The organism is Candidatus Pelagibacter bacterium nBUS_30 (assembly GCF_051201245.1).
Lineage (GTDB): Bacteria > Pseudomonadota > Alphaproteobacteria > Pelagibacterales > Pelagibacteraceae > Pelagibacter.
In genome coordinates this window covers 70,879-93,938 of sequence record NZ_CP172842.1, presented here as the reverse complement: position 1 = coordinate 93,938, position 23,060 = coordinate 70,879, and the positions used below count along the sequence as shown (strand labels likewise).

Here is a 23,060-nt window from a genome sequence, read left to right as displayed (position 1 = left end):
TTAATTTAATTCTGAACAAACTTTTTTAATAATTTTTAGTGATTGATTAATTTCATTCTTTTTTACATTAAGTGGTGGCAAGACTCTAACAACATTTTCAGCTGCTCTTATTGTTAATAAATTATTATCCATAAGTTTCTTTATAAATTCTGTCTGGTCTTTTTTAAGTTGTATTCCAATCAATAAACCTCTTCCTCTTATTTCTTTAATAATATTAGGGTATTCAATTTTAATTTTATTAAGATTTAATAAAAAATATTTTGAAATACTTTTCACATTCTTTAAAAATTTTTTATTTGAGATTATATCCATTACTGAATTACCAACAGTCATTGCCAATGGATTCCCACCAAAAGTTGACCCATGAGTTCCAGCTATCATTCCTGAGGCTACTTTTTTATTCATTAAGACTGCGCCAATTGGAAATCCACCTCCAATACCTTTTGCAATTGGAACAATATCAGGTTTTACTTTAGATTTTTCAAAAGCAAAAAAATCACCTGATCTTCCAATTCCACATTGGACTTCATCTAATATTAATAGAATATTTTTTCTATCACAAATTTTTCTAAGTTCTCTTAAACACCAGTCAGGAATTACTTTGATACCTCCCTCACCCATAATAGTTTCAACCATTATTGCAGCTGTGTTTTTTGTAATTTTATTTTTTAATGAGAGATGATTACCAAATTCAAAATGATCAAAACCAGATACCTTTGGTCCAAAACCTTCTGTCATTTTTTTTGAACCACTTGCATATATTGCTGCTAATGTTCTTCCATGAAAGCTATTTTTAACACATAAAATTCTATTTTTTTTTGGCTTTCCAATTGAGTAAAAATATCTTCTAGCAACTTTAATTGCTGCTTCTGTCGCTTCTGCACCACTGTTTTGAAACATAATATAATCAGCAAAAGTTTTTTTAGCTAATTTTTTTGCTAACATTTCTCCCTCTGGGATTTGAAATGCATTTGAGACATGCCAAAGTTTTTTTGATTGTTTATTTATAGCATCTACTAATTTAGGATGTGCATGTCCTAGAGAGTTTACGGCTATACCTTGAACAAAATCTAAATATTTTTCGCCATTGGTTGAATATAAAAAACTTCCTTTTCCATATTTAAATGAAATTTTTTTTCTATTATAATTTTTTGCTAAATAACTCATAATTTTAATCAGTATTTATAAATTTTAATTATTAGACACAAGTTATGATTGAAAATACCTATAAACCAATTCTTTTTTTTTTGTTGATAACTTTGAGTTTTTGCTTGTTTAATTTGTCTAAGTATCAGTATATTGTTATTTTTATAAACTTTAATACAACATATAGATCATGAGCTGGACAGAAGAAAAAGTAGCAAAATTAAAAGAGCTTTGGGGTAAAGGGAATACCGCAAGTCAAATTGCTGAAATTATTGGTGGCATTAGTAGAAACGCAGTTATTGGCAAAGCACATAGATTAAACTTATCAGCAAAAATCAAAACTAGAACGGCAATTTCAAGTCAAAATTTTGAAAATTCAATAGAACAAAAAGGTATTAAATCTAATAAGGGACGTAAAAGTAAGTTTAAATCTTTAATTATTGAGAAAGATTTTGAACCAGAAAACCCGAAACATCTAGAGCAACTTGATGAAAGCTCATGTAAATGGCCAATTGGTCATCCAGATGAGAGTTCATTTTACTTTTGTGGAAGATCTTCATTAAAAGACTTTTCATATTGCAAGCTGCATCTTTTGTATGCATACCAACCTAAAGGTAAAAAAGAAGAAACAACAGACAAAGAAGAAGCACCAGATTTTATTAAAGAAAAAATACAGTCTGCTTAAATTTTATTAGCTTCGTTCTTTTCAAAATCTTTTGTTATATATTTTTCTGTAGAAAATTGACCACCTTCTCTCCACATATAGCAATACTTTTTAACTTCTTGATCAAAAAATCTTACACTAGGAATTCCTATTTCTGCATTAGTTTTATACTTACCAGACGGGATATTATCATATTTTAAAAGTCTTAATTGATCCCTTGTCACTAAAGGATTGGGTAATATTTCAAACAACTTTGCTGAAAAATTAGCTAACGTTAATGGAAAAGGTATCAAAATTCTTTTTTTGCCTATTAGCAACAATAATCTTTCCAGTATATCTTTAAAGGATATTGTTTCTGGACCTATGCACTCTATTATTTTAGAGTAAATATTTTTTGAAATCACATAAAAAATTGTATCTGTTAGATCAGAACAATGAATTGGTGAAAATTTTGTTTCTCCCCTATAATAAAGTGGAAATATAGGCAGTCTATTCAGTAGTGTCATAAAATTAGTAGTAAAATTATCATCTACAGAATAAACAATTGAAGGTCTTAATATTGTAGCTAGAGGAAAATTTTTTAAAATATTGTTTTCCCCTTCTAATTTGCTTTTGGCATAATCCGAGTCTAACGCTTCATTAATACCTAATGCTGATAAATGTATAAAATATTTTAAGTTATATTCTTTACATAATTTTGCTAATAATGATGGGAACAAGGTATGAATATTTTTAAATGTATTTCCATTTTTTTTTTCAAACAAAATACCAATTAAATTAATGCATATATCTGCTTTTTTAAAAAGCATTCTAATCTTTTTTTCATCAAAAATATTTGATTCTACAATTTCAATATACCCTGCATTTGCTTGGGTTTTAATGACGTAGCTTTTTTGATGTATATTTCTAGTGACTACAGTAACCCTATAGTTATTTTTTGTGAGCTTTCTTATTAAGTTACGTCCGATTTGACCACTGCCGCCAAAAATTAGACAATTTTTTGCTTTCATATATATATGTTTAGAAATGAATAATAATATTAAACTTCACAAAAATGATTTACCAGATGATTTGAAATTAGGCAATGTATTAGCTATAGATGGAGAGTTTATGGGCCTAAATGTTAGACGTGACCCTCTCTGCCTTATACAAGTATCTTCAGGCAATTCAGATGCTCATATAGTTCAATTTGATAGAAAAAATTATAATGCCCCTAATTTAGCTAAATTACTTGAAGATGTCAGTATTACTAAAATTTTTCACTATGGAAGAGCAGATTTAGCGCATATTAAGTATTACTTAAAAACAGATACAAACAATATTTTGGATACTAAAATTGCTTCAAAACTAGCAAGATCATATTCTGATAGTCATTCTTTGAAAACACTTATCAAAGAATTTGCAAATGTGGATGTTAGTAAACAATTTCAAAGTTCTGATTTTGGAGGTGAGCTCTCTCCTGCCCAACTTAAGTACTGTGCTAATGACGTAATATATTTGCACAAAATTCATGAGGAACTCAATAAAATTTTAGAGAGAGAAAATAGAATTAAATTATATCAGGATTGTCTAAAATTTTTAAAAACAAGAGTTGATCTTGATTTAGCTCTATTTAAAGACGATATTTGGTCACATTAATGAGTAAAAAAAAATTTATATCTATTGCTAAAGAAGTTATCACTCTTGAAATACAAGCATTACAAAAACTAAAAAAAAATATTAATAATCAATTCAATGAAGCTGTAATTCAAATTGCTAAGTGCCAATCTAAGGTAATTTTATGTGGTGTTGGAAAAAGTGGACTTATAGCCTCAAAAATTGCAGCTACTCTTTCGTCAGTTGGCACTCCTGCATTCAGTCTATCTGCAAGTGACTCCTCGCACGGGGATCTTGGAAGTATTTCAAAAAAAGATATTTTAATTCTAATAAGTTATTCCGGACAAACAGAAGAACTTAAAAATATAATTAGTTATGCAAATCGAAATAAAATATTGTTGATAGGAATTGTATCAAAAAAAGACTCAATTTTATATAAAGCTTCCAATATTAAACTTTTAATACCTCAAACAAAAGAAGCTGGTGGTATAATTCCAACAGCAAGCACAACTTCACAACTTGCTCTCGGTGATGCTTTAGCAATTTCTTCTATGCAATATAAAAGATTCACTAAGTTAGATTTTAAAAAAATACACCCTTCTGGTAGTCTTGGAACTCAATTAAAAACAGTAGAAGATATAATGTTAACAGGAAAAAAAATTCCATTTATTAATGAAAAATTAAAAATGAAAAAAGCACTAAATATATTGAGCAATAAAAAGTTAGGTTTTTTAATTATTAAAAATAAACAAAATAAAACTATTGGAATTATTACAGATGGTGAAGTTAGAAGGTATAATGAAAAAAAAATTAATATGCACTTAAAAAATGCCAGCGATATAATGACTAAAAACCCCGTAAGTGTTAACAAAAATATACTTGCTGTAAAAGCGCTATCTATCATGAATAATAAAAAAATTACCTCTTTACTTGTTCATGAAAAAAAAAATAAATACAAAACAATAGGCGTGATTCACATTCATAATATTTTGCAATCCAATATTTCCTAAATGAAAAAAATAACAATTGCAGTAGTTGTAATAATTATTTTATTTTTATCTTTCTTCAAAATTTTTTATAAAAAAAAAACACTTTAGTCGATCAAATTAGCCAAAACGAAAAAACTTATAGCGCAAATATTATTGAAAATGTTAAATACTCTTCAAAAGACTCCAAGGGTAATCAATATATTATTACTGCTGATGAAGGTGAAATTGATATTAATAACAGCAACATCATATTTTTAAAAAATGTAAATGGGACTATCAAACTAAAAAATGCAAATAAAATATTAATATCCTCAGATTTTGGAAAATATAATACCATCAATTTCGATACAATTTTCTCTCAAAATGTAATAATTAATTATTTACAAAATCAAATAAAGGGAGGATATTTAGATTTCTCTATTTTAAGAAATTTAATGATTATATCTAGAAACGTAATTTATACTGATGCAGAAAATACTCTTAAAACTGATGTAATTGAAATAAATATTGAAACCAAAGATACAAAATTTTTTATGTATGACAATAACAATAAAGTTTCTATAAAGAAAAAAAAAGAAAATGGGAATAATTAAAAAATTTCGAATTAAATCATTTAAAAACAAAAATCCAATTATTGAATTTGAAAATGTATCACTTTCTTATGGAAATAGATTAATCTTAGATAACATTAATTTTAAGATCAATGAATCAGAAATATTTGGTATGTTGGGACCAAATGGAGTTGGTAAATCTACAATTTTCAATCTTTTAACAGGATTAATTACACCAAGTTCTGGCAAGATTAAGATTAATGGTAAAGAAGTTAACAGCTATCCTGTTTACTTGAGAACTAAGATGTTTAAAATAGGATATGTCCCTCAATATGGTGGCTACTTTGGTGATTTATCACTGGCAGATAATTTAAAAGCTATTGGCGAAATTGTAATTGAAAATAAAAATTTAATGAATGATCGAATTGATTATCTAACTTCAAAATTTGAACTTGAGAATATAAAAAGTATTAAAGCTAATTTTTTATCTGGTGGACAAAAAAAAAGCTTGTTATTGCTTTGGCCTTACTTAGTGAACCTAGAGTACTTCTGCTAGATGAATGTTTTGCTGCGCTTGATATTTTAACTATTAAAATGATACAAGAAATAATAGTAAATCTACAACAAGAAAACCAAATTACAATTTGTATATGTGATCATCAGGCTAGAGATTTGCTGGCTTGCGTAGATGTTGCAATGATATTAAGTAACTGTAAAATTGTAGCTCATGGATCCCCGTCCAGCTTAATTAAGAATATCAAGGCCCAAAATGCTTACTTTGGTGACTCATTTAAAATAAGCTAATTTAAATGACAAAAACAATCATCATAGATAAGAAAATCAAAAATTATAATAAGATAATAAATGTAAGTGGAGACAAAAGTTTAAGTATTAGATGGGTTTTACTTTCATCTCTTGCTGATGGCACTTCAAGAGCAAAAAATTTATTAATGTCTGAAGATGTAACTGCTGCAATCGCAGCTATTAAAAAATTAGGTATCAAAGTTAACCTGCATAAAAATTTTTGTGAAATTCATGGCAGAGGTATCAATGGATATAATTATAAAAAAAATCTTAAAATAAATGCAAAAAATTCTGGAACACTAGGAAGACTAATACTTGGATTACTAATTAACACACCCTACCCCATAAAACTAATTGGTGATAAGAGTTTATCTAAAAGAGATTTTAAAAGAATTTCAGATCCATTAACAAAATTTGGAGCTAAATTTAAGTTAAAGAAAAATAGAAACTTACCATTAACTATTTATGGGTCAAAGAACTTAAAACCTTTTTATTATGAAGAAGATAAAGGTTCTGCACAGTGTAAAAGTGCAGTAATTTTTGGAGGTATGAGAGTAAAAGGCTCAACAATAATTAAAGCTAAAAAATCAAGAAACCATACAGAGTTACTGTTAAAACACTTAAAATTACCAATCAATGTAAAAAATAAAAAAAATTATGATCTTATAAAAGTTAACCAAGTAAAAAAAATACAAGCCTTAAATTATGAAATTCCCTCCGACATAAGCTCAAGTGCTTTTTTTATTGTGCTTACTACCCTTTCTAAAAACTCAAAATTATTAATTAAGAATATCAATGTTAACCAATCAAGAATTGGAGTGATTACAATTTTAAAAAAAATGGGAGCAAAAATAATTTTTAAAAATAAAAAAATTTATAAAGGAGAAAAAAAAGCAGATATTCAAATCAAGTCAACCAACTCCCTGAAAGCAATTAATTGTCCAATTAAATTAAATAGTGGAGCTATAGATGAATTTTTGGTTATTTTTTTGGTTGCAGCTAAAGCAAAAGGAATATCTTATTTTAAAGATTTAGCAGAATTAAATCAAAAAGAAAGTCCACGACTAGAATGGGGAGCAAAAATTCTTAATAAAATGGGCATCAAAACAATCACAACCAAAAGTTCTATTAAGATATTTGGCAATCCAAATTTAGATGTTAATAAAAACATCATAATTAAAGATTACTTAAAAGATCATAGAGTTTTCATGACAAGTATAATTGCTGCCTTGAGTTTTGGAGGCAAATGGAGAATTCACGATTCGGATTCTATTAAAACATCTTTTCCTAACTTTTTAAATATAATAAATGACTTAAAAAATAATGATTAAGAGAAAAAATATTTTAAAAATCGCAATTGACTCTCCCGCAGCAGCAGGAGCAGGCACTCTAGCAAAAAATATATCTAAGCACTATAATCTTTTTTATTTAGACACCGGAAAAATTTATAGAATGATAGCTTATTTTAAAATAAAATTTCCAAAAAAATATAATCAAAAATTTATAAAATCAAAAATTAAATCTCTAAAAGTTAAGGATCTCACAAATAAAGCGCTGCTATCAGATGAAGTTGGCACAGAGGCCTCTATTATATCTAAAGTTAAAAGCACAAGAAAACTTGTGCACTCTTTCCAATTAAATTTGGCTTACAATCCACCTAGAAAATATAAAGGTTCTTGTCTTGATGGAAGAGACATTACTTATAATATTATTCCAGATGCAGACTGTAAATTTTTTATAACAGCTAATGTAAAAACAAGAGCATTAAGAAGATATAAAGAGCTAAAGAGCATAAATAAAAAAATTTCATATCAAGATGTACTAAAAAGCATCCAAAAACGCGATAAAAGTGACTATAATAGAAAAATTTCGCCATTAAAGAAAACCAAAGATTCGGTGTTGCTAAATACATCGAAACTTACTAAAAGAGCGTGTTTTTTAAAAATTAAAAAAATTATAGACAGGAAACTAATACTTAATGGAAATTTATAAAGATCTATCAAATCCAGCGTCACAAGAATTCGAAAAATTACTTAATAGCCAACTCTCTAAAATCCAAATTGAAGAAGGTAAAATCATAGAAGGTAAGATTAATAAAGTTACTGAAAAATTTGTTTTCTTATTTGTAGAAGGTTTAAAGAGTGAGCCAGTACTTGATGTTAATGAGCTAAAAAGTATGGGACTTGGTGAAAAAATAAAAGTAGGTGAAACTATATCGGTATTATTAGAAAAAATTGAAGATAAAAATGGTGAAGTTCTAGTTTCTGCTAGCAAAGCTCAAAAAATTAAAGGTTGGGACAAGCTTGTTGAAGCTTACGAAAAAAAAGAACCAATTATGGGTAAAATCACATCTAAATGTAAAGGGGGATGTATCGTTGAGCACATCGATACAGGTTCTCTTATGTTTTTACCTGGATCGCAAATTAGTGACAAACCATTAAAAGACATTAGTCATTTAATGAATGAACCTCAAAAATTTGCTTTAATAAAATTAGACAAAATTAGAGGTAATGCCTGTGTTTCTAGAAGAGAAATAATTTCTTCATTTAAAAAAGAAGATAAAGCTAAAATTATTGAAAAATATAATGTTGGAGATATCATAAAGGGTGCGGAAGTAAAAGGCTATAGCTCTTTTGGATGTTTCTTTAACGTTAATGATGAACTTGACGTTTTGGTTCACTTGCAGGAAATTTCATATTCAAGAGTAAATCATCCAGATGAAGTTTTTAATATTGGTGAAAAACATGATTTAAAGGTAATTACTGTAGATAAAGAAAAACTACAAGTTGGCTGTTCTATAAAACAACTATCCCCAGATCCTTTTGAGCATATTGAAAACTACGAGTTAAATAAAATTTATAAAGTTAAAGTTGTTAAGTTAATGGACTTTGGTGCATTCTGCGAATTAGAGCCAGGGCTTACAACTTTGCTTCACACAAGTGAGCTAAGTTGGTCTAAGAAGAATTTATCAGCTAAAAAAATGTTTAAAATTGGTGACGAAATAGACTGTGTTATTACTGAAATAGATAAAGAAAAAAGACGAGTTGCAATTTCACATAAATTAACTCAAGAAAATCCATTTGAAACATTTGAAACTAAATACCCAATTGGAACTATAGCTGAAGGAGAGGTGGTTAACAAAAATGAATACTCTCTATTTGTTAAAATTGAAGATATAGATGTAGATGCTTTTTTACATTGCAATGATTTAACTTATTTAAATAATAACGAAGAAGAATTGGCAAAATATAAAAAAGGTGACAAAATCAAAGTTAAAATTTTAGAAATTAAAGCTTCAGAACAGAAAATTAGAGTTGGCTTAAGACAAACACAAGCTGATCCATTTGATTGGTTCAAAGATAAGAATAAAAATCAGACTATAACTGTTAAAGTTGTATCTACTGATAATAAGGGTTTGGTTGTAAGACCAGAAGGCTGTGAAATGGACTTTCAGATTAAAAAAGCAGCAATTGCAATAAATGCTGCAGATGCAAGGCCAACTAGATGGACAGGTGGTGAAAAACTTGACTGTGCAATAGCAGATATTGACCTAGATAAAAGAAAAGTAACTTTAAGTATAAAGCTCTTAGAGGAGATTGAAAAGAAAGAAGCATTAGATAAATATGGATCTGAAGGTTCGGGTAAAAATTTACCATTTTCATCACTTTCTGATGATTTAAAGAAAAAAGAAGAAGACAAAGAATAGAAGATTTAAATTGGCTATTGTAAAATCAAAGCTTTTAAAACAACTCTCGAATAACTATCCAAATTTTCTTAAAAAAGACCTTGAAAAGTTTACCAATATAATTTTAAGTGAAATTAAAAATGCCCTTAAAAGAGGTGACCGAGTTGAACTTAGAGGATTTGGCGTTTTTTTGACAAACATCCAGAAAGCTAGGATATCGCGAAATCCCAAAACTGGTGAAAAAGTCAATACACCAGAAAAAAAAACAATTCACTTTAAAATGTCAAAAGATTTGTTTAAAAAATTGAACAATGAAAAATAAAAATATTTTTGTTGCATGTGATACTTCCAATTTAAGTGAAATAAAAAAAATTATAAAACAAACTCAGACAAACAAACTCAAGGTTATACCAAAATTTGGTTTACAATTTTTTTATTCTAAAAATGGAAGGAAATTTTTAGAAAAATTTAAAAAAGACTTTTGGCTTGATTTAAAAATTAACGATATTCCACAAACAGCTTTATCTGCAGTAGATAGTTTAAAAGATCTAAAAAAATGTAAATATATGACTGTGCATGCAAATGGTGGTCTTGAAATGTTAAAGGTTATAAAAAAAAAAACTAGATCAATCAATAAAGATTTAAAAGTGCTTGGAGTTACAATTCTTACAAGTCTTAATAACAAATCACTTAATGAGATAGGACACACAAGGTCTGTAGAGCAATTAGTATTAAAACAAGCTGGTTTGATAAAAAAATCAGGTTGTGATGGTATCGTTTGCTCTGCACAGGAAGCAAAAATAGTCCGAACGAAATATAAAAATTTATTTATTGTAACTCCTGGAATAAGATTGCCTGGAGATAGCACTAATGATCAGTCAAGAGTAATGACTCCTAATGATGCTTTTAAGAATAAAGTATCTGGCATTGTAATGGGAAGATCGTTAATTAAAGGAAATATCAAAAATAATATTCAAAGATTAATTGATCACTTAAATAAATGATCAATGGGTCTAAAATCTGTGGGATCTCAGATCTCAATACTCTTGATTTTATAATAAATCATCCCTTCCCACCTCAATATATTGGTTTTATTTGTAATTACAAAAAAAGCTCAAGATATGTTGAGGTTGGAAAGTTAAACGAATTGTTAACTTTAGATAAAAAGAAATCTAATTTTGTAGCTGTTCTTGTAAAGCCTGATGAAGATATTTTAGAAAAAATTAAACACCTTCCTTTTGATTATTATCAAATTTATGACTGCACGCCTAAAGAAATAATAGAAATTAAGCAAAAGTATAATAAAAAGATTATTTCAGCTCTTACAGTTTCTAATCAAGATGACGTTAATAAGTACAAAAATTTTGAAGATATTTCTGACATATTACTTTTTGACTCTAAAGGTTATGAAAAAACTAAGCCTTTTAATCATAATTTTTTAGACAATATAAATAGTTCAAAGCCAATTATGGTTGCTGGGGACATCAAAACTGATGATTTAAATAATTTTAAAGATAAGCCTTTTTTGATAGATGTCAGTGGCAATTTAGAGTCAGAAAAAGGTATTAAGGATATAAATAAAATTGATAAGTTTTTAAATACAGTCCATAATATAAATTCTTAAAAATTATCTATGAAAAAAAATTCGTTAAAAACAGGTCCAGATGAATTGGGTTATTACGGCGAAGGTGATGCTGCTATGGGTGGAATGGCAGTTGGTGAAACACTTATGCCAGCACTTCATGAATTAAGTAAAGGGTTTGAAGAAGCTGTTAAAGATAAGGATTTTTTAGATGAATATGCTTATTATTGTAAACACTACATTGGAAGACCTTCACCATTGTATTATGCAGAAAATCTAACAAAAAAATTAGGTGGTGCAAAAATTTTATTTAAGCAAGAACATTTAAATCATACTGGAAGTCATAAAATCAATAACAGTCTATTTCAGGTCTTGCTTGCAAAAAGAATGGGTAAAACTCATTTAATTTGTGAGTCTGGAGCTGGACAACATTATAGTGCGACAGCTGCAGTTGCTGCAAAATTCAATATGCCTCTAATAGGTGTAATGGGTGACGTTGATGTAAAGAGAGTTAATCAAAATATCATCAAAGCAAAACATTATGGTGCAAAATTAGAAACGGTTCCTGGTACTCTTAAAGAAGCTATTACATCTGCAATTAAAATTTGGTCTAGTAATCCAGATTATGCTTACATATGTGGGTCTGCTGTATCATCAGCACCCTTTCCTAAACTAGTTGCATTCGCTCAAAGTATTATTGGAAAAGAAATAAGAGAACAATCAATAGAGCAAGAAGGAAAAATTCCAGATATGATTGTGGGATGTGTTGGAGGTGGTTCAAATTTTGCAGGAGCTATTTATGAATTCTTAGATGAACCTAGTGTTATAAAAATAGGAGTGGAAGCAGCAGAAACTGCTGCATTATCAAATGGTACACCAGGAATTATGCAGGGTATGAAAACTTATATGTTGCAAACTGATGATGGTGCTAAATCTTTAGGTGGAATGAGTTTGGGTGCTGGAATAACATATTTTTCAGTTGGACCTATGCATTCATATTTAAAAGATCAAAAAGCTGTTAGCTACTCATCTGCAACTGATCAAGAAATGCTAGATGCATATAAAATGATTGCACAAACAGAAGGGATTTGTTCAGCTTTAGAACCTATGGCAGGTGCTGCTGAAATCATTTTTAGACAAGCAAAAGATAAGCCTAAAGATTATATTATATGCCTTAGCCTTTGCGGCAGAGGTGAAAAAGATTTAGACACAATTCAAGAACATATTGGTAAAGATTTTGAGTGAACGATTAGATAAAATTTTTAAGTCACCTACTCCTAAAACAAAATTAGTTTCTTATTTTGTAGGCTGCTACCCAACTCCAAAAATAAGTTTAGAGTTGATTAAGCAAGCAATTGATAATGGGGTGTCAATATTGGAAATAGGATACTGCACATCTGAAGCAAGTGCAGAAGGACCTATAATTAAAGCTGCTCATGACCATGTATTGAACAATGGAGATAATCTTAATAATATTATTAAACTAGTTAAGGATATAAGAGATTATAATCAAGATGTAGGAATTGTATTGATGGGCTATATTGCTAATTTATACAAGTACCCTATTTCAAACTTTGTAGATGATATTAAGGTGGCTGGTGCTGATGCTGTTTTAGTTGTGGATGCCCCTCATGAGCTGAAAGAAGAAAATCAACTAAGAGAAGCTCTAAATAAAAATGAATTATCACTTATTAAACTAGCTGCTCCTACCACCGATGATAACAGACTAAAGGATATTATTAATATAGCCTCTGGATTTTTGTACCAGGTCAATGTTTCGGGTGTAACAGGAGTTAAATCAGCAAACGAAACTGATGTTGCAAATTTTGTAAAAAGAATCAGAAATTTAACTGACATCCCTATTTGTTCTGGATTTGGAATTAAGAGTCCTGAAGATGCTAAAAAAATGGCAAATAGTGGTTGTAATGGCGTTATTGTAGGATCAGCATTTGTGAAATATATTCAAGATAATATTAAGAACAAAGATTTACCACAAAGTTTAGGCAATTTAGTAAAAAAATTTACGAAAGAATTAAATTAATATGGTCAATTGGATAACTAAAATAATCAAGGCAGGTGAGAAGATTAAAACTGCCATTCATGAAAGAGCCTCTAAAGATGATATTGCAAAAAGTGATTGGACAAGTTGTTGTAGAGGTCCAATTCTTAAAAAAGATTTAGAGCAAAACTTATGGGTTTGTCCCGATTGCAACAAACATCATAGAATTAAACCCAGCCAAAGATTTGATATTTTATTTGGCAAAAACAACTATGAAGTATTTAAAACACCAATTCCAAAAGATGATCCTTTAAACTGGACTGATTCTAAATCTTATAAAGATAGATTAAAAAGTGCTCGTAAAAAAACAGGAATGGAATGTGGAATGATGGTAGCTTGTGGAACTATCAATAATATTAAGATTACAGCAGTAGCATCAGATTTTGACTTTCTAGGTGCTTCAATTGCTGCAGCTGAGGGAGAAGCTTTTTTATATGGCATTCAACATGCTATAGAAAATAAAACTCCTTTTATATGTATTAGCGCTGGTGGTGGAATGAGAATGATGGAAAGTTTAATTTCATTATCTCAAATGACCAGAACAACCCTTGCAATCAATGAATTAAAGAAAAATGGTTTACCTTATTTAGTATGCATCACCGATCCTACAGCGGGTGGTATTACAGCTTCTTATGCAATGTTGGGTGATATTCATATTGCAGAACCTGGTGCATTAATAGCATTTGCTGGTGCTAGAGTTATTCAAGGTACTGTTAAAGAGGAATTACCTGATGGATTTCAAAAAAGTGAGTATGTTGAAAAAACTGGTTTTGTTGATGTAATAGTAGAACGTAAAGATCTGCGATCCAAAATTGGAACTTTATTATCAATATTGTTGAAGAAAAATTCTGTTATAAGTTCTGAACAAAATGAAACTACAGAAGATAGTCAATCGCTTACAAGAGCTGCATCCTAAAGAAATAGATCTAAGTTTAGATCGTATTCAAGATCTCTGTAAAAGATTAGGAAATCCCCAAGATAAAATAAAAGCAATTTCAATTGTTGGCACAAACGGCAAGTATTCAACAATCCAAGCAATGTTTGCTGTTTTAAAAGAAGCTAATATTAAATGTAATATCTACACAAGCCCTCATATAAAAAGTATCAATGAAAGGTTTGTTTTTAATAATGAAGAACTTAACGATGAAGAATTAGCAAAATTATTTGAAGAAATTGAAAATGCCAACAATAATGAGCCAATTACTTTTTTTGAAATATTAACTGCAGCTTATTTTTTAAAAGCTTCTCAATATCCAGATAATATAAATTTAATAGAAACTGGCCTATTTCATAGGTTTGACGCTACTAATATTTTAAAGAATAATCTAGCAAGTATAATAACCTCAATTGGTCTTGATCATTTAGATTGGTTACCTGAGAACGAACAAACTGTTGAAAAAATTATTTATGAGAAAACTTCAACTCTTTTAAATTCAAATATTATTATAGCTAAACAAAGTGATAGAGAAATTACAAACCATATCAAAAAGACAATCTCAAGTAATAGTTCGAACAAAATTTTTTATAATGAAGATTATAGCTTTACCATGAAAGAAAATGACTTCTTTTATTATGAAGATCGATTTGGAGGAATAAAGTTACCAATGCCAAATGTAAAAGGTCAATTTCAATTAGAGAATGTCTCAACAGCTATAGCAACTCTAAGAACTTTAAAAGATTTTGATATAAAAGATGATCACATTCAAAAAGGAATTACAAAAATAAATAGTATTGCAAGATTACAAGAGATTAAATCTGGCAACCTTAAAGAGCTTGTTAAAGCTCATCAGCTTTTTGTTGATGGATCTCATAATCCTTTAGGTGCAAAAGTGTTAAATGAATACTTGGAAAGTTTAAATTGTAACAAACATATTATTCTTGGGATGATGGCTAACAAAGATCATAATGAATATATGAGTTACTTTAAGGATATTACAACCTTGACCACTATTGATATCCCTAATCAACCTAATTCAATCAAAGGTAAAGAGCTTAAAGATAAGCTTAATAGCTTTAAAAACATTAATTACAAAGAAAGCATAGAAGAAGCTATTAAATCAATCCCTGTTAAGGAGAACGACATAATACTTATTACAGGATCATTATATCTTGCTGGGGAAGTATTGAATTTAAATTAGATATTTTTATCTAAAAATTCTTTCATGTGACTTTCAGGAACTCCACCAACTTTTCTGTCTACTTCAACACCTTTTTTGTAGATTATAACTGTCGGTACACCTCTAATCCCTGCAGCACTTCCAGTATTAATTCCACCATCTTCAATGTCTGCATAATAGAAACCAGCTTTATCTTTATATTCGTCCGAAAGCTTGGTCATTACAGGAACAAGTGCTTTGCAAGGTCCACACCAAGCAGCACTGAACTGAATAACTGAAATATCTTCGTTTTTTATTTTACTATCAAAATCGTCGTCTTTAAAATCATTAAGCATATATCTGATATAATTGATTCAATTGATTATTCAATGGGCAAAAGTAAACTTTTTTTGATTTATTAAATTACGCGTCTGAATACTTTTGCTCTAAATTCATCACATAATCATTAATTCCATCAAGAAATTTCAGCTTTTCATCTACTGTTTTGAAGGAGAACATCTTGTCTTCATTTTCTCTAATCTCATCGCATTCTGAATAAAAGGCAGAAATTGTCCACCATTTCTCTTTATTGGTACTTAAAATTCTTGAAGCTATTCGACGTTTAATTTTTTTATGAATTTCTTTAGGTAAAATTTCAGGTGCCTCATTAAATATCAATCCATGGCCAAACGTAACAAGTCTTTGATCATCAAACTTATCTAATAATGCAAATTTTTGTTTCCAGTCACCAGTATGAAATTTAGGAAATAAAGCTTGGTCTTTAGCAGAGGTAAATCCTCCAGAATAAATAGATTCTTCTGGTTCAATATCTTCTTGTGAAGAAATTTCCATTTTCTCTTCTGCGGCTTCTCTTAAAATATTACAAATATCTTGTGAAAACTTTTCGTTAGTTTTAACTAACTCAGCCCTTTTTTTAATAAGATTTGGATCTAGTTTACTATAAGGCTCAACTTTCATTCCAAAACTTTGATCTAAAATGATTGGTGCTTTATTTGATCTAATAGTTCTTAAAAACTTAGGAGATTTTTTCATCTCTTTTTTTAAGTCTTCGTAATTTAATTTCTGAATAGCTTCAACATCAACTCTAAGATCTACCGCTTGACCCCATTTATACACTGGATGCATGCAAGCATTTGGATGTAGTGGTGCACATAAGTACAATCGGCTTGTTCCATAGAAATACTCATTTAATGTAAATATTTTTTCCTGCTTGATCATATTCTCAACAATAACTTTACTGCTTGTTTTAAAATATTCTTGCCACAGTGTTGGTTGTTTTTGTTTAATTAAATCTAAAACTTTAACAGTAAGTTCAGTATCAAATAATGCGGAGTGAGCACCAGCAGACTCGAAACCATTTAATCTCGCTAAAGACTCTAGCTTCATTGATTTATTTCCTTTAGGATTTAATTCTGTTTTTAAAACATCGTCATCGATTGCAAATGCTGCTCTAACAATATTTAAAGCATCATGACGGACATTTCCCTCAGTATTTGTTAAATATGGCTTTCTTAAAGATTTAAAAAATTCTTTTCTAATTACCTCATCATCAAAGTTAATACTTGAATATCCTAAAAAGGTTGCAGGTGACCATTCTCTAAATTTTTGTTCCACCTGAGTTAACATTTCGTAATGACTTAGATTGCCTTTGGTCAATAAATCGACATTTGATTTATTAATACAAAGAGCGGTAGCACTTGGAACTCTATCTTGGGGTAGTCTACATCTTGCTGAAAAACGCTCTAGTTCTTTAAAGTTTTCGTCTAATAATATTCCACCTATTTCAATAATAGTTGCCCAATCTGTTTGAGCAGAATCTGTTTCAATATCCCATACTACGTAATTCAATTTGCTCTCCTTTGTGCATAAAATTGTTCAACTTTTTCTAAAAATTTATTTTGATAATCTTTTAATCTTTCACCATCTATTAAAAACCTTTGAAACATATTGTCTTTTGTACAAAGTAAAATAACAGCCTGAGTGATATTAGATCCATGTACAGTATCATGTGCTAAAGCATAAGCACTACATTGCAAATAGTAATCGTCAATCCACTCATCTTTTTTGGGCTTATTACTTTGTTTAAAATCTATAATTGTCTCTTTATTTTCATAGACACCAACACAGTCTGCAGCTCCTGCATATTTACCTGGGTAATATAATGTTGCTTCACAGCCCCAAATTTCATCCAATTTATTTCTTAAACCATTTTCAATGATTTGATCAGCCATCATTCGCTCTCTAGTATTATCTCCTAGTAAATCTAAATTTAACTTTCCAAGCAAAAATTTTTCCAAGTACTCATGCATCGAACTACCTCTACTGCTTGCTTCTTGAGTAATAATTGCTGCTTGCTTATGACCTACTCTTTGCTTCCAAGCTTGAAGAGATGCTTTTTTTTCCTCAGACTCAGTTGCTTTTAAAATAGTTGTCACTGAAGGTAATCTTTCTTCATTTACAGAGTAATGCCTTGAGCCATCTACTATTGATCTAGTTGATTTTGGATAAATATATTTATTATTCCACTCCATGTGATTTCTTATATTCGCTATTTTAGAAAAAAAGAAATTAATTATTTGCTTGTTTTGAACGATCAACAAATTTTTCTACATTTTCTGTTTGGACTGCTTTTTCAAGTTGTTCAGGATCTTTAATACTTTCAAGTGTTCTAGTAATTGATCTTGCGTCTGTTCCAAACTTATCCACAACAGACATGGCCTCTTCTAATTTTTTTCTAAGAGAAACTATGTTTTCAAAATGTTTTCCAAATCTTGAACTTATTGTTTTTAAATGATTATAAATTTCTGTTGCACCTTTTTGAACTTTTAGTGATTGAAATCCCATATGCAAAGATTGCAGGTAAGCTGAAAGCGTATTAGGTCCACAGATTACTACTTTATGTTTTTTCATTAATTCTTGAGTTAATAACTCTTTAGTGCTTGGATCTTGGTATTCAGTTAATTCTTTGTATAAGCTTTCTGTTGGAGCGTATACAATTGCAAAATCTGTAGTTTTTGGTGGAACAATATACTTTTCATTAACACTTTTAGCTTTAGCTTTAAAAGCAGTGGCCAATTTTGCTCTAGCATCTGCAACAGCTTTTTTGTCTTGCGCGTCATGACCATCGGTAATTGCTTTGAATTTTTCAACTGGAAAATGACTATCAACTGGAACTAAAACATCGCCTTGAAGCTTAATTGCAAATTCAACATTTTCACTTGTGTCCTCTTTCATCTTTACATTGGTCATAAATTGAGTCGCTGGTAATAAATCTTTAATCAAAGCATCCAAACTGAACTCAGCAAGAGTTCCATACTTTTTAACACCAGCTAAAATTTTAGTTATACTCTCTTGGCTTTTATTTAATAATTCAACCTGACTATTAAAATTTCCAACTTTTTCGTCAACTTTAGTCAAAGCCTCTGTCATATCTTTAGTAACACCAGTAGATAAGTTGTTAAATGAAGTCGACATTGAACCCAGCGAGGTATTAATAGTATTGTTTAAGGTGTCTTTTAAACTTTGTATTTCAGTCTTTAAATTAGCTATCTCTTCAGCTTCCTTATTTTCATTCTCGTCTTTAGGCTTGGATCTTAAATTTAAATAAAGAATTACCGAAGCAATTCCTACTAGTAAAACTAACAATGAGATTAAAATTATATCCATGATTCTATTATTTTATTTTATATGAAAATTTGATTAATATATTAAAATATTTAAAATTTATCCGATGGAATTATTCTTAATATTAAAAATTGTATTTATTATTGGGGCTGTTGTAGCACTTTATGCTGTTGCTAGAAACCTTGATATTATTAAGATTATTTTAATTTATTGGAAAGACTTAATTCTTAGAAAGTAATCCAATTAACCTTTTAACTTCTAGTTTTTTTGTAGATGATTTTGATGTCATCATACAAGCTACAGACTCTAAAATCTCACCATCTTTTAAAATACGAAGATTGTTAGCTTTTAAAGTTTCACCGGTTGACGTTATATCTGTAATTATCTCACTTGATCCTGTAAAAGGATAAGCTTCTGTTGCCCCTAAACTTCCTACTAGTTTAAATTGAGTAACCCCTTTTGAAAATAAAAACTCTCTAGTTAGGTTTGGATATTTAGTTGCTACTCTTAATCTTTTCTTCTTTTTATCTTTAAATTCAAATGCAATTTCTTCTAAATCTGCAACTGTTTGAACATCAATCCAAGGATCTGGCACAGCCACAACTAAAGTTGCTTTTCCAAAATCATATCTTTTAGATACATTAATTTTATTTTGAATATTTACTTCACTCTCTTTTAATAAATCGTATCCTGAAAAACCAAGATCTAATGAGCCATCTCCAAGTCTTTCAACTATTTCTCTGGCATGGAGATATAAAACTTTAATATTCTTTAATTGTTTTATTGATCCTAATAAATCTCTTTCTCCTCGTTCAGATATCAGATCTAATTTATTTTTTTTAAATATTTTTAAAATATCTTTTCTAAGTCTACCTTTACTTGGAATACCAATATTAATTATATTTTTTTTCATTAGTAATTTAAATTTAAAGCAGCTCCTACTGCAGCTACTTGATTTTTAGAGCCAAGATCAGAAATTAATTTATCGTATCTTCCACCATTAATTATATTTATGTTCTTTGACTTAGATTTAATGTCAATTTTAAATACCATTCCTGTGTAGTATTCTAATTGTCGTCCAAATGAAGCAGAGAAGACAACATTAAGTTTTGAAATTTTATTCTCTGAAGTTGGAAAATATTTTTGGTCTACTAATAAATTAATCTTATTTTTTTTAAAAAATTTATTCAGTTCATTTGCAGCTTTATTAATCGGGCATTTAATTTTAAGAAACTCTTTTATAATCTTTGATACATTTTTGCCTTTGCTGGCTCCTCTTGGGTCTCTGATTTTATTATCAAATCTTTTTAAAATTTCGTTAATTGACCTTCCTGCGATAACTTTAGATAGATCTTCTTTTAACATTTTAAAATATCGTTTTTTATCAATCTCAACGATAGTTGGATCTACATCTGAATTAGTTTCTAATCTTTTTAATAGATCATTAAAATATCTCTCTCTCCAAAAATGCCTTGATAATCTTAACTTCCAACGTTTTGGGATATCTAGTTTTGAAATTAACAAATTAAAGATTTCAACATTGCCTATTGTTAATGTGCCTGAGGTATATTTAATATTTTGTAAAGATTTTAGAGAAGTATTTATGATTTCTTTGTCATCATTCTTTTCATCCTTGGATCCTATGATCTCAAATCCAACTTGGTCTCTAATTATAGAGTCTTTTTTGTTTTGTGATTTTCTATAAGCCTGACCGCTATAAAAAATCTTCTCTTTGCCTTTCAAATTATTCTCTAAATATCTAAGACATGATGCAATAGTTAAGTCGGGTCTTAAGCAAAGCTCACTACCATTTTGATCAATGAAAGAGAAAATAAACTTTCTAAAGTTTTCACCTGATCTTTGAACAATGTGATTAGCCTCAATTACAGAGGGTAAATCTATATACTTAAATCCTTTAGATTTTACCGATCTAAGGATATTTTCAGATAAGTTTTTTGACTTCATTAATTAAATCAGCTTTTGGAATTGTTTGGTTGTTTTCACCCTTAACACCTCGAAGGTTCTTAATGGTTACAGTGTTATCATTAAACTCGTTTTCTCCACAAATAATTGCAACTGGTAATTCACGTTTATTTGCAAAGGTTAATTGCTTACCTAGATTTTTTTTACTATCTAAAAAAATTTCAGCATTAATATTATTGTCTCTTAATTGATCAACTAATTCATAATAATTCTTCAAATATTTTTGATTCATGACACAAACCAAAACTGGTTTTTGATCCTCAACCTTAATTTGATCTAACTGCATTAAAGCAAATAGCAATCTATCTACACCAAAACTTATTCCTGTTCCTGGAATATCAACTCCTCTAAATCTTGATATTAATTTTGCATAAGCTCCACCTGAACATATGCTTCCAATATTTACTTCTTTACCTTTGTTGTTTGTGACTTTAAAATTTAAGTTGGTCTCTACAATAAAATCTGAGTAATAAGCTAAGCCTCTTACAATTGTAAAATTTGTCTTAACTTGATTTAAGTTTGATCCATATCCAAGTATTTCAAATACATTTTCTAATTCACTTATACCTTCTTGAGATAATGGATTTTTTAGAGTTTCTTTTAATTCTTTTAAATCTTTTATTTTTAAAAAATTTAATATTTGTTCAGCTTGATCATCTGATAATTCTGCACCTTTGGTGATAGCTCCACTTTGGTCTTTTCTCTCTTTTTTGAGTAAATCCTCAACTCCTTTTAATCCAAAACCAGGTTTGTCTAGTTTATCAATTGCTCTAATGACTTTAGTTTGTTTTTCTTCAGAGATTTTTAATTCATCAATTAAGCCTTGAACTATTTTTCTATTACTCACATTTATTGTGAATTGATCTTTGTTTAGGCTACAATCTGATAATGTGCTTGATATTAAGTTACAAAGTTCAGCATTTGCTTGTGCAGAATTAACATTTCCAACAATATCAAAATCAGCCTGCATAAATTCCCTGTAACGGCCATTTCCAGCTTTCTCGTTACGAAATACATTTTGAATAGCATAACGTTTATAAATAGAAGGTAGCTCTTGATTGTTTTGAGCAACAAATCTTGCAAGTGGACTTGATAGATCGTATCTAAGAGTGATGCTTTTTTCACCATCTTGAAATGAGAATACATCAGACATAGGATTAGCTTCGTCTTCTGCAAGAAAAGATCCTATATTTTCACTAATTTCAAACGAAGGGGTTTCAAGAGCTTCTGCTCCAAACTTGATAAAATTATTCTCAATAGCTTTTAATAGCTTTTTTTTGAGAAGAAGTTTTTTATCCCAACGATCTTCAAAACCTGAAGGTAACCCAGGTACTAATTTATTTTCTTTATTCATTTTTTGGTACCCGGGCTGAGAATCGAACTCAAACTTAAAGTTCCACAAACTTTCGTGCTAACCGTTACACCACCCAGGCATTCCTTGTTTTTATATTATTTTTGTGTGGATTAAAAATTATATTATAAATAAATAGCCTACAGGCTATGGAAACAAATTCTATGAGTACTTCTTGAAGTCTCTCTATATGTAATATTTATAATCATGAGCAGTCTTTTAGACAAAAAATATGATTATTCAAGGCTTTAATTAAAAAAGGACGTTAATCAATTTTAAAGATTTAACGCCCTTTGCAATATTTTTAATATTAGTCTATTTTTTTTAGATTAACTGCAGAAGGCCCCTTTGGACCATCCTCAAGTGAAAACTCAAGTTTATCACCTTCATTTAGATATCTCATTCCAGCTTCTTTTACTGCTGATGCATGAACAAAGGCATCTTTTTCTTTGTCATCTCTTTCGATGAAACCATAGCCCTTTGCTCCGTTATACCATTTAATTTTACCAGTTAGTGTGCTCATCTTATTTCTTAGTCCCTATGTTATTTATTATTTTATAAAGCTAATTTGATTTTTTAATAATTTCAAGATGAAAAAAGTTGATGATGGTGGTGCCTCGGGAAGGATTCGCACCTCCGACACAAGCCTTTTCAGGGCTCTGCTCTACTCCTGAGCTACCGAGGCAAAAAATTAACCTCTAAAGATTATTCTGCCTTTTGTAAGGTCATAAGGTGTCATCTCTACAGTCACGTTATCCCCTTGCAATACTCTAATTCTATTTTTTCTTAACTTACCAGCAGTGTGGGCTGTAACCGTATGCCCATTCTCCAGCTTAACTCTAAACATTGCGTTTGGAAGTAGATCCATGACCTTTCCTTTAAATTCAAGCAAATCTTGTTTAGACAATT

Annotated in this window: 27 protein-coding genes and 2 tRNA genes; 16 read left to right on the top strand and 13 right to left on the bottom strand. The window is 29.4% G+C overall.

Going from position 1 to position 23,060, the window contains the following annotated elements; translation table 11 throughout:
- Window positions 1-1,167: an aspartate aminotransferase family protein gene (locus tag ACIJYE_RS00495; RefSeq protein WP_435090436.1), complete on the bottom strand. Its 1,167-nt coding sequence runs from the start codon at window positions 1,165-1,167 to the stop codon at window positions 1-3.
- Between the two features lie 169 nt (window positions 1,168-1,336).
- Here ACIJYE_RS00495 and ACIJYE_RS00490 point away from each other — a divergent pair, with 169 nt between their 5' ends.
- Window positions 1,337-1,831, top strand: coding sequence for a GcrA family cell cycle regulator (locus ACIJYE_RS00490; RefSeq protein ID WP_435090434.1), 495 nt, complete (start codon window positions 1,337-1,339; stop codon window positions 1,829-1,831).
- On the opposite strand, the gene ACIJYE_RS00485 is transcribed toward ACIJYE_RS00490, so the two are convergent.
- Window positions 1,828-2,820 (bottom strand): complex I NDUFA9 subunit family protein, encoded by a 993-nt coding sequence (locus ACIJYE_RS00485; protein WP_435090431.1) that lies wholly within the window; start codon window positions 2,818-2,820, stop codon window positions 1,828-1,830. The two genes, ACIJYE_RS00490 and ACIJYE_RS00485, sit on opposite strands and share 4 nt — an antisense overlap.
- 16 nt (window positions 2,821-2,836) lie before the next feature.
- On the opposite strand from ACIJYE_RS00485, the gene ACIJYE_RS00480 reads away from it, so the two are divergent.
- From ACIJYE_RS00480 to ACIJYE_RS00415, 14 genes are all read left to right on the top strand, one after another.
- Window positions 2,837-3,448, top strand: a complete 612-nt coding sequence (locus ACIJYE_RS00480; protein ID WP_435090429.1) for a ribonuclease D — start codon at window positions 2,837-2,839, stop codon at window positions 3,446-3,448.
- Window positions 3,448-4,416, top strand: a complete 969-nt coding sequence (locus ACIJYE_RS00475) for a KpsF/GutQ family sugar-phosphate isomerase (protein WP_435090427.1) — start codon at window positions 3,448-3,450, stop codon at window positions 4,414-4,416. The genes ACIJYE_RS00480 and ACIJYE_RS00475 overlap by 1 nt, the downstream gene beginning before the upstream one ends.
- Window positions 4,417-4,829: 413 nt before the next feature.
- Window positions 4,830-4,988, top strand: coding sequence for a hypothetical protein (locus tag ACIJYE_RS00470; protein WP_435090425.1), 159 nt, complete (start codon window positions 4,830-4,832; stop codon window positions 4,986-4,988).
- The gene (locus ACIJYE_RS00465; protein ID WP_435090423.1) at window positions 4,975-5,502 is read left to right on the top strand and encodes an ATP-binding cassette domain-containing protein; all 528 of its coding nucleotides are present in this window, start codon (window positions 4,975-4,977) and stop codon (window positions 5,500-5,502) included. The genes ACIJYE_RS00470 and ACIJYE_RS00465 overlap by 14 nt, the downstream gene beginning before the upstream one ends.
- A 253-nt stretch (window positions 5,503-5,755) precedes the next feature.
- On the top strand, window positions 5,756-7,081 hold the full coding sequence (gene aroA / locus ACIJYE_RS00460) for a 3-phosphoshikimate 1-carboxyvinyltransferase (protein ID WP_435090421.1): 1,326 nt from the start codon (window positions 5,756-5,758) through the stop codon (window positions 7,079-7,081).
- Complete coding sequence (locus ACIJYE_RS00455) at window positions 7,074-7,742, top strand: (d)CMP kinase (protein ID WP_435090419.1); 669 nt, start codon at window positions 7,074-7,076, stop codon at window positions 7,740-7,742. The genes aroA and ACIJYE_RS00455 overlap by 8 nt, the downstream gene beginning before the upstream one ends.
- A complete protein-coding gene (locus tag ACIJYE_RS00450) occupies window positions 7,729-9,456 on the top strand; it encodes a S1 RNA-binding domain-containing protein (RefSeq protein ID WP_435090418.1) in 1,728 nt (575 codons plus the stop codon). Before ACIJYE_RS00455 ends, ACIJYE_RS00450 begins: the two co-directional genes overlap by 14 nt.
- Window positions 9,457-9,466: 10 nt before the next feature.
- Complete coding sequence (locus tag ACIJYE_RS00445; RefSeq protein ID WP_435090417.1) at window positions 9,467-9,757, top strand: HU family DNA-binding protein; 291 nt, start codon at window positions 9,467-9,469, stop codon at window positions 9,755-9,757.
- Complete coding sequence (gene pyrF / locus ACIJYE_RS00440) at window positions 9,747-10,439, top strand: orotidine-5'-phosphate decarboxylase (protein ID WP_435090416.1); 693 nt, start codon at window positions 9,747-9,749, stop codon at window positions 10,437-10,439. Before ACIJYE_RS00445 ends, pyrF begins: the two co-directional genes overlap by 11 nt.
- Window positions 10,436-11,059 carry a phosphoribosylanthranilate isomerase gene (locus ACIJYE_RS00435; RefSeq protein WP_435090414.1) on the top strand — a complete coding sequence of 208 codons (624 nt, stop codon included), beginning with the start codon at window positions 10,436-10,438 and terminating at the stop codon, window positions 11,057-11,059. The genes pyrF and ACIJYE_RS00435 overlap by 4 nt, the downstream gene beginning before the upstream one ends.
- 9 nt (window positions 11,060-11,068) lie before the next feature.
- Entirely contained in the window at window positions 11,069-12,262 is a 1,194-nt protein-coding gene (locus ACIJYE_RS00430) for a pyridoxal-phosphate dependent enzyme (RefSeq protein WP_435090412.1), read from the top strand.
- The gene (gene trpA, locus ACIJYE_RS00425; protein ID WP_435090411.1) at window positions 12,255-13,058 is read left to right on the top strand and encodes a tryptophan synthase subunit alpha; all 804 of its coding nucleotides are present in this window, start codon (window positions 12,255-12,257) and stop codon (window positions 13,056-13,058) included. Before ACIJYE_RS00430 ends, trpA begins: the two co-directional genes overlap by 8 nt.
- A 1-nt stretch (window position 13,059) precedes the next feature.
- On the top strand, window positions 13,060-13,992 hold the full coding sequence (locus ACIJYE_RS00420) for an acetyl-CoA carboxylase carboxyltransferase subunit beta (RefSeq protein ID WP_435090409.1): 933 nt from the start codon (window positions 13,060-13,062) through the stop codon (window positions 13,990-13,992).
- On the top strand, window positions 13,946-15,214 hold the full coding sequence (locus tag ACIJYE_RS00415; RefSeq protein ID WP_435090408.1) for a bifunctional folylpolyglutamate synthase/dihydrofolate synthase: 1,269 nt from the start codon (window positions 13,946-13,948) through the stop codon (window positions 15,212-15,214). Before ACIJYE_RS00420 ends, ACIJYE_RS00415 begins: the two co-directional genes overlap by 47 nt.
- Here ACIJYE_RS00415 and ACIJYE_RS00410 read toward each other — a convergent pair.
- The 4 genes from ACIJYE_RS00410 to ACIJYE_RS00395 all read right to left on the bottom strand — a co-directional run bounded on the left by ACIJYE_RS00410 (window position 15,211) and on the right by ACIJYE_RS00395 (window position 18,859).
- Complete coding sequence (locus tag ACIJYE_RS00410) at window positions 15,211-15,528, bottom strand: thioredoxin family protein (RefSeq protein ID WP_028036230.1); 318 nt, start codon at window positions 15,526-15,528, stop codon at window positions 15,211-15,213. The genes ACIJYE_RS00415 and ACIJYE_RS00410 overlap by 4 nt on opposite strands.
- 67 nt (window positions 15,529-15,595) lie before the next feature.
- Window positions 15,596-17,041, bottom strand: a complete 1,446-nt coding sequence (locus ACIJYE_RS00405) for an exonuclease domain-containing protein (protein WP_435090407.1) — start codon at window positions 17,039-17,041, stop codon at window positions 15,596-15,598.
- Window positions 17,038-17,724 carry a hypothetical protein gene (locus tag ACIJYE_RS00400; RefSeq protein ID WP_435088519.1) on the bottom strand — a complete coding sequence of 229 codons (687 nt, stop codon included), beginning with the start codon at window positions 17,722-17,724 and terminating at the stop codon, window positions 17,038-17,040. Before ACIJYE_RS00400 ends, ACIJYE_RS00405 begins: the two co-directional genes overlap by 4 nt.
- Before the next feature lie 37 nt (window positions 17,725-17,761).
- Window positions 17,762-18,859 (bottom strand): DNA recombination protein RmuC, encoded by a 1,098-nt coding sequence (locus tag ACIJYE_RS00395; protein ID WP_435088518.1) that lies wholly within the window; start codon window positions 18,857-18,859, stop codon window positions 17,762-17,764.
- Window positions 18,860-18,923: 64 nt separating this feature from the next.
- Here ACIJYE_RS00395 and ACIJYE_RS00390 point away from each other — a divergent pair, with 64 nt between their 5' ends.
- The gene (locus ACIJYE_RS00390; protein WP_435088517.1) at window positions 18,924-19,055 is read left to right on the top strand and encodes a hypothetical protein; all 132 of its coding nucleotides are present in this window, start codon (window positions 18,924-18,926) and stop codon (window positions 19,053-19,055) included.
- Here ACIJYE_RS00390 and hisG read toward each other — a convergent pair.
- From hisG to infA, 7 genes are all read right to left on the bottom strand, one after another.
- The gene (hisG, locus tag ACIJYE_RS00385) at window positions 19,038-19,730 is read right to left on the bottom strand and encodes an ATP phosphoribosyltransferase (RefSeq protein ID WP_435090406.1); all 693 of its coding nucleotides are present in this window, start codon (window positions 19,728-19,730) and stop codon (window positions 19,038-19,040) included. The two genes, ACIJYE_RS00390 and hisG, sit on opposite strands and share 18 nt — an antisense overlap.
- A complete protein-coding gene (locus ACIJYE_RS00380; protein ID WP_435090404.1) occupies window positions 19,730-20,782 on the bottom strand; it encodes an ATP phosphoribosyltransferase regulatory subunit in 1,053 nt (350 codons plus the stop codon). The genes hisG and ACIJYE_RS00380 overlap by 1 nt, the downstream gene beginning before the upstream one ends.
- The gene (gene hisS / locus ACIJYE_RS00375) at window positions 20,760-22,154 is read right to left on the bottom strand and encodes a histidine--tRNA ligase (RefSeq protein WP_435090403.1); all 1,395 of its coding nucleotides are present in this window, start codon (window positions 22,152-22,154) and stop codon (window positions 20,760-20,762) included. Before hisS ends, ACIJYE_RS00380 begins: the two co-directional genes overlap by 23 nt.
- A 4-nt stretch (window positions 22,155-22,158) precedes the next feature.
- Window positions 22,159-22,233 (bottom strand) — tRNA-His (locus tag ACIJYE_RS00370).
- Between the two features lie 228 nt (window positions 22,234-22,461).
- Window positions 22,462-22,674, bottom strand: coding sequence for a cold-shock protein (locus ACIJYE_RS00365; RefSeq protein WP_435086149.1), 213 nt, complete (start codon window positions 22,672-22,674; stop codon window positions 22,462-22,464).
- Between the two features lie 87 nt (window positions 22,675-22,761).
- A tRNA-Phe gene (locus tag ACIJYE_RS00360) sits at window positions 22,762-22,836 on the bottom strand.
- Window positions 22,837-22,842: 6 nt separating this feature from the next.
- A complete protein-coding gene (infA, locus tag ACIJYE_RS00355) occupies window positions 22,843-23,058 on the bottom strand; it encodes a translation initiation factor IF-1 (RefSeq protein ID WP_023649077.1) in 216 nt (71 codons plus the stop codon).
- Between the last annotated feature and the right edge of the window lie 2 nt (window positions 23,059-23,060).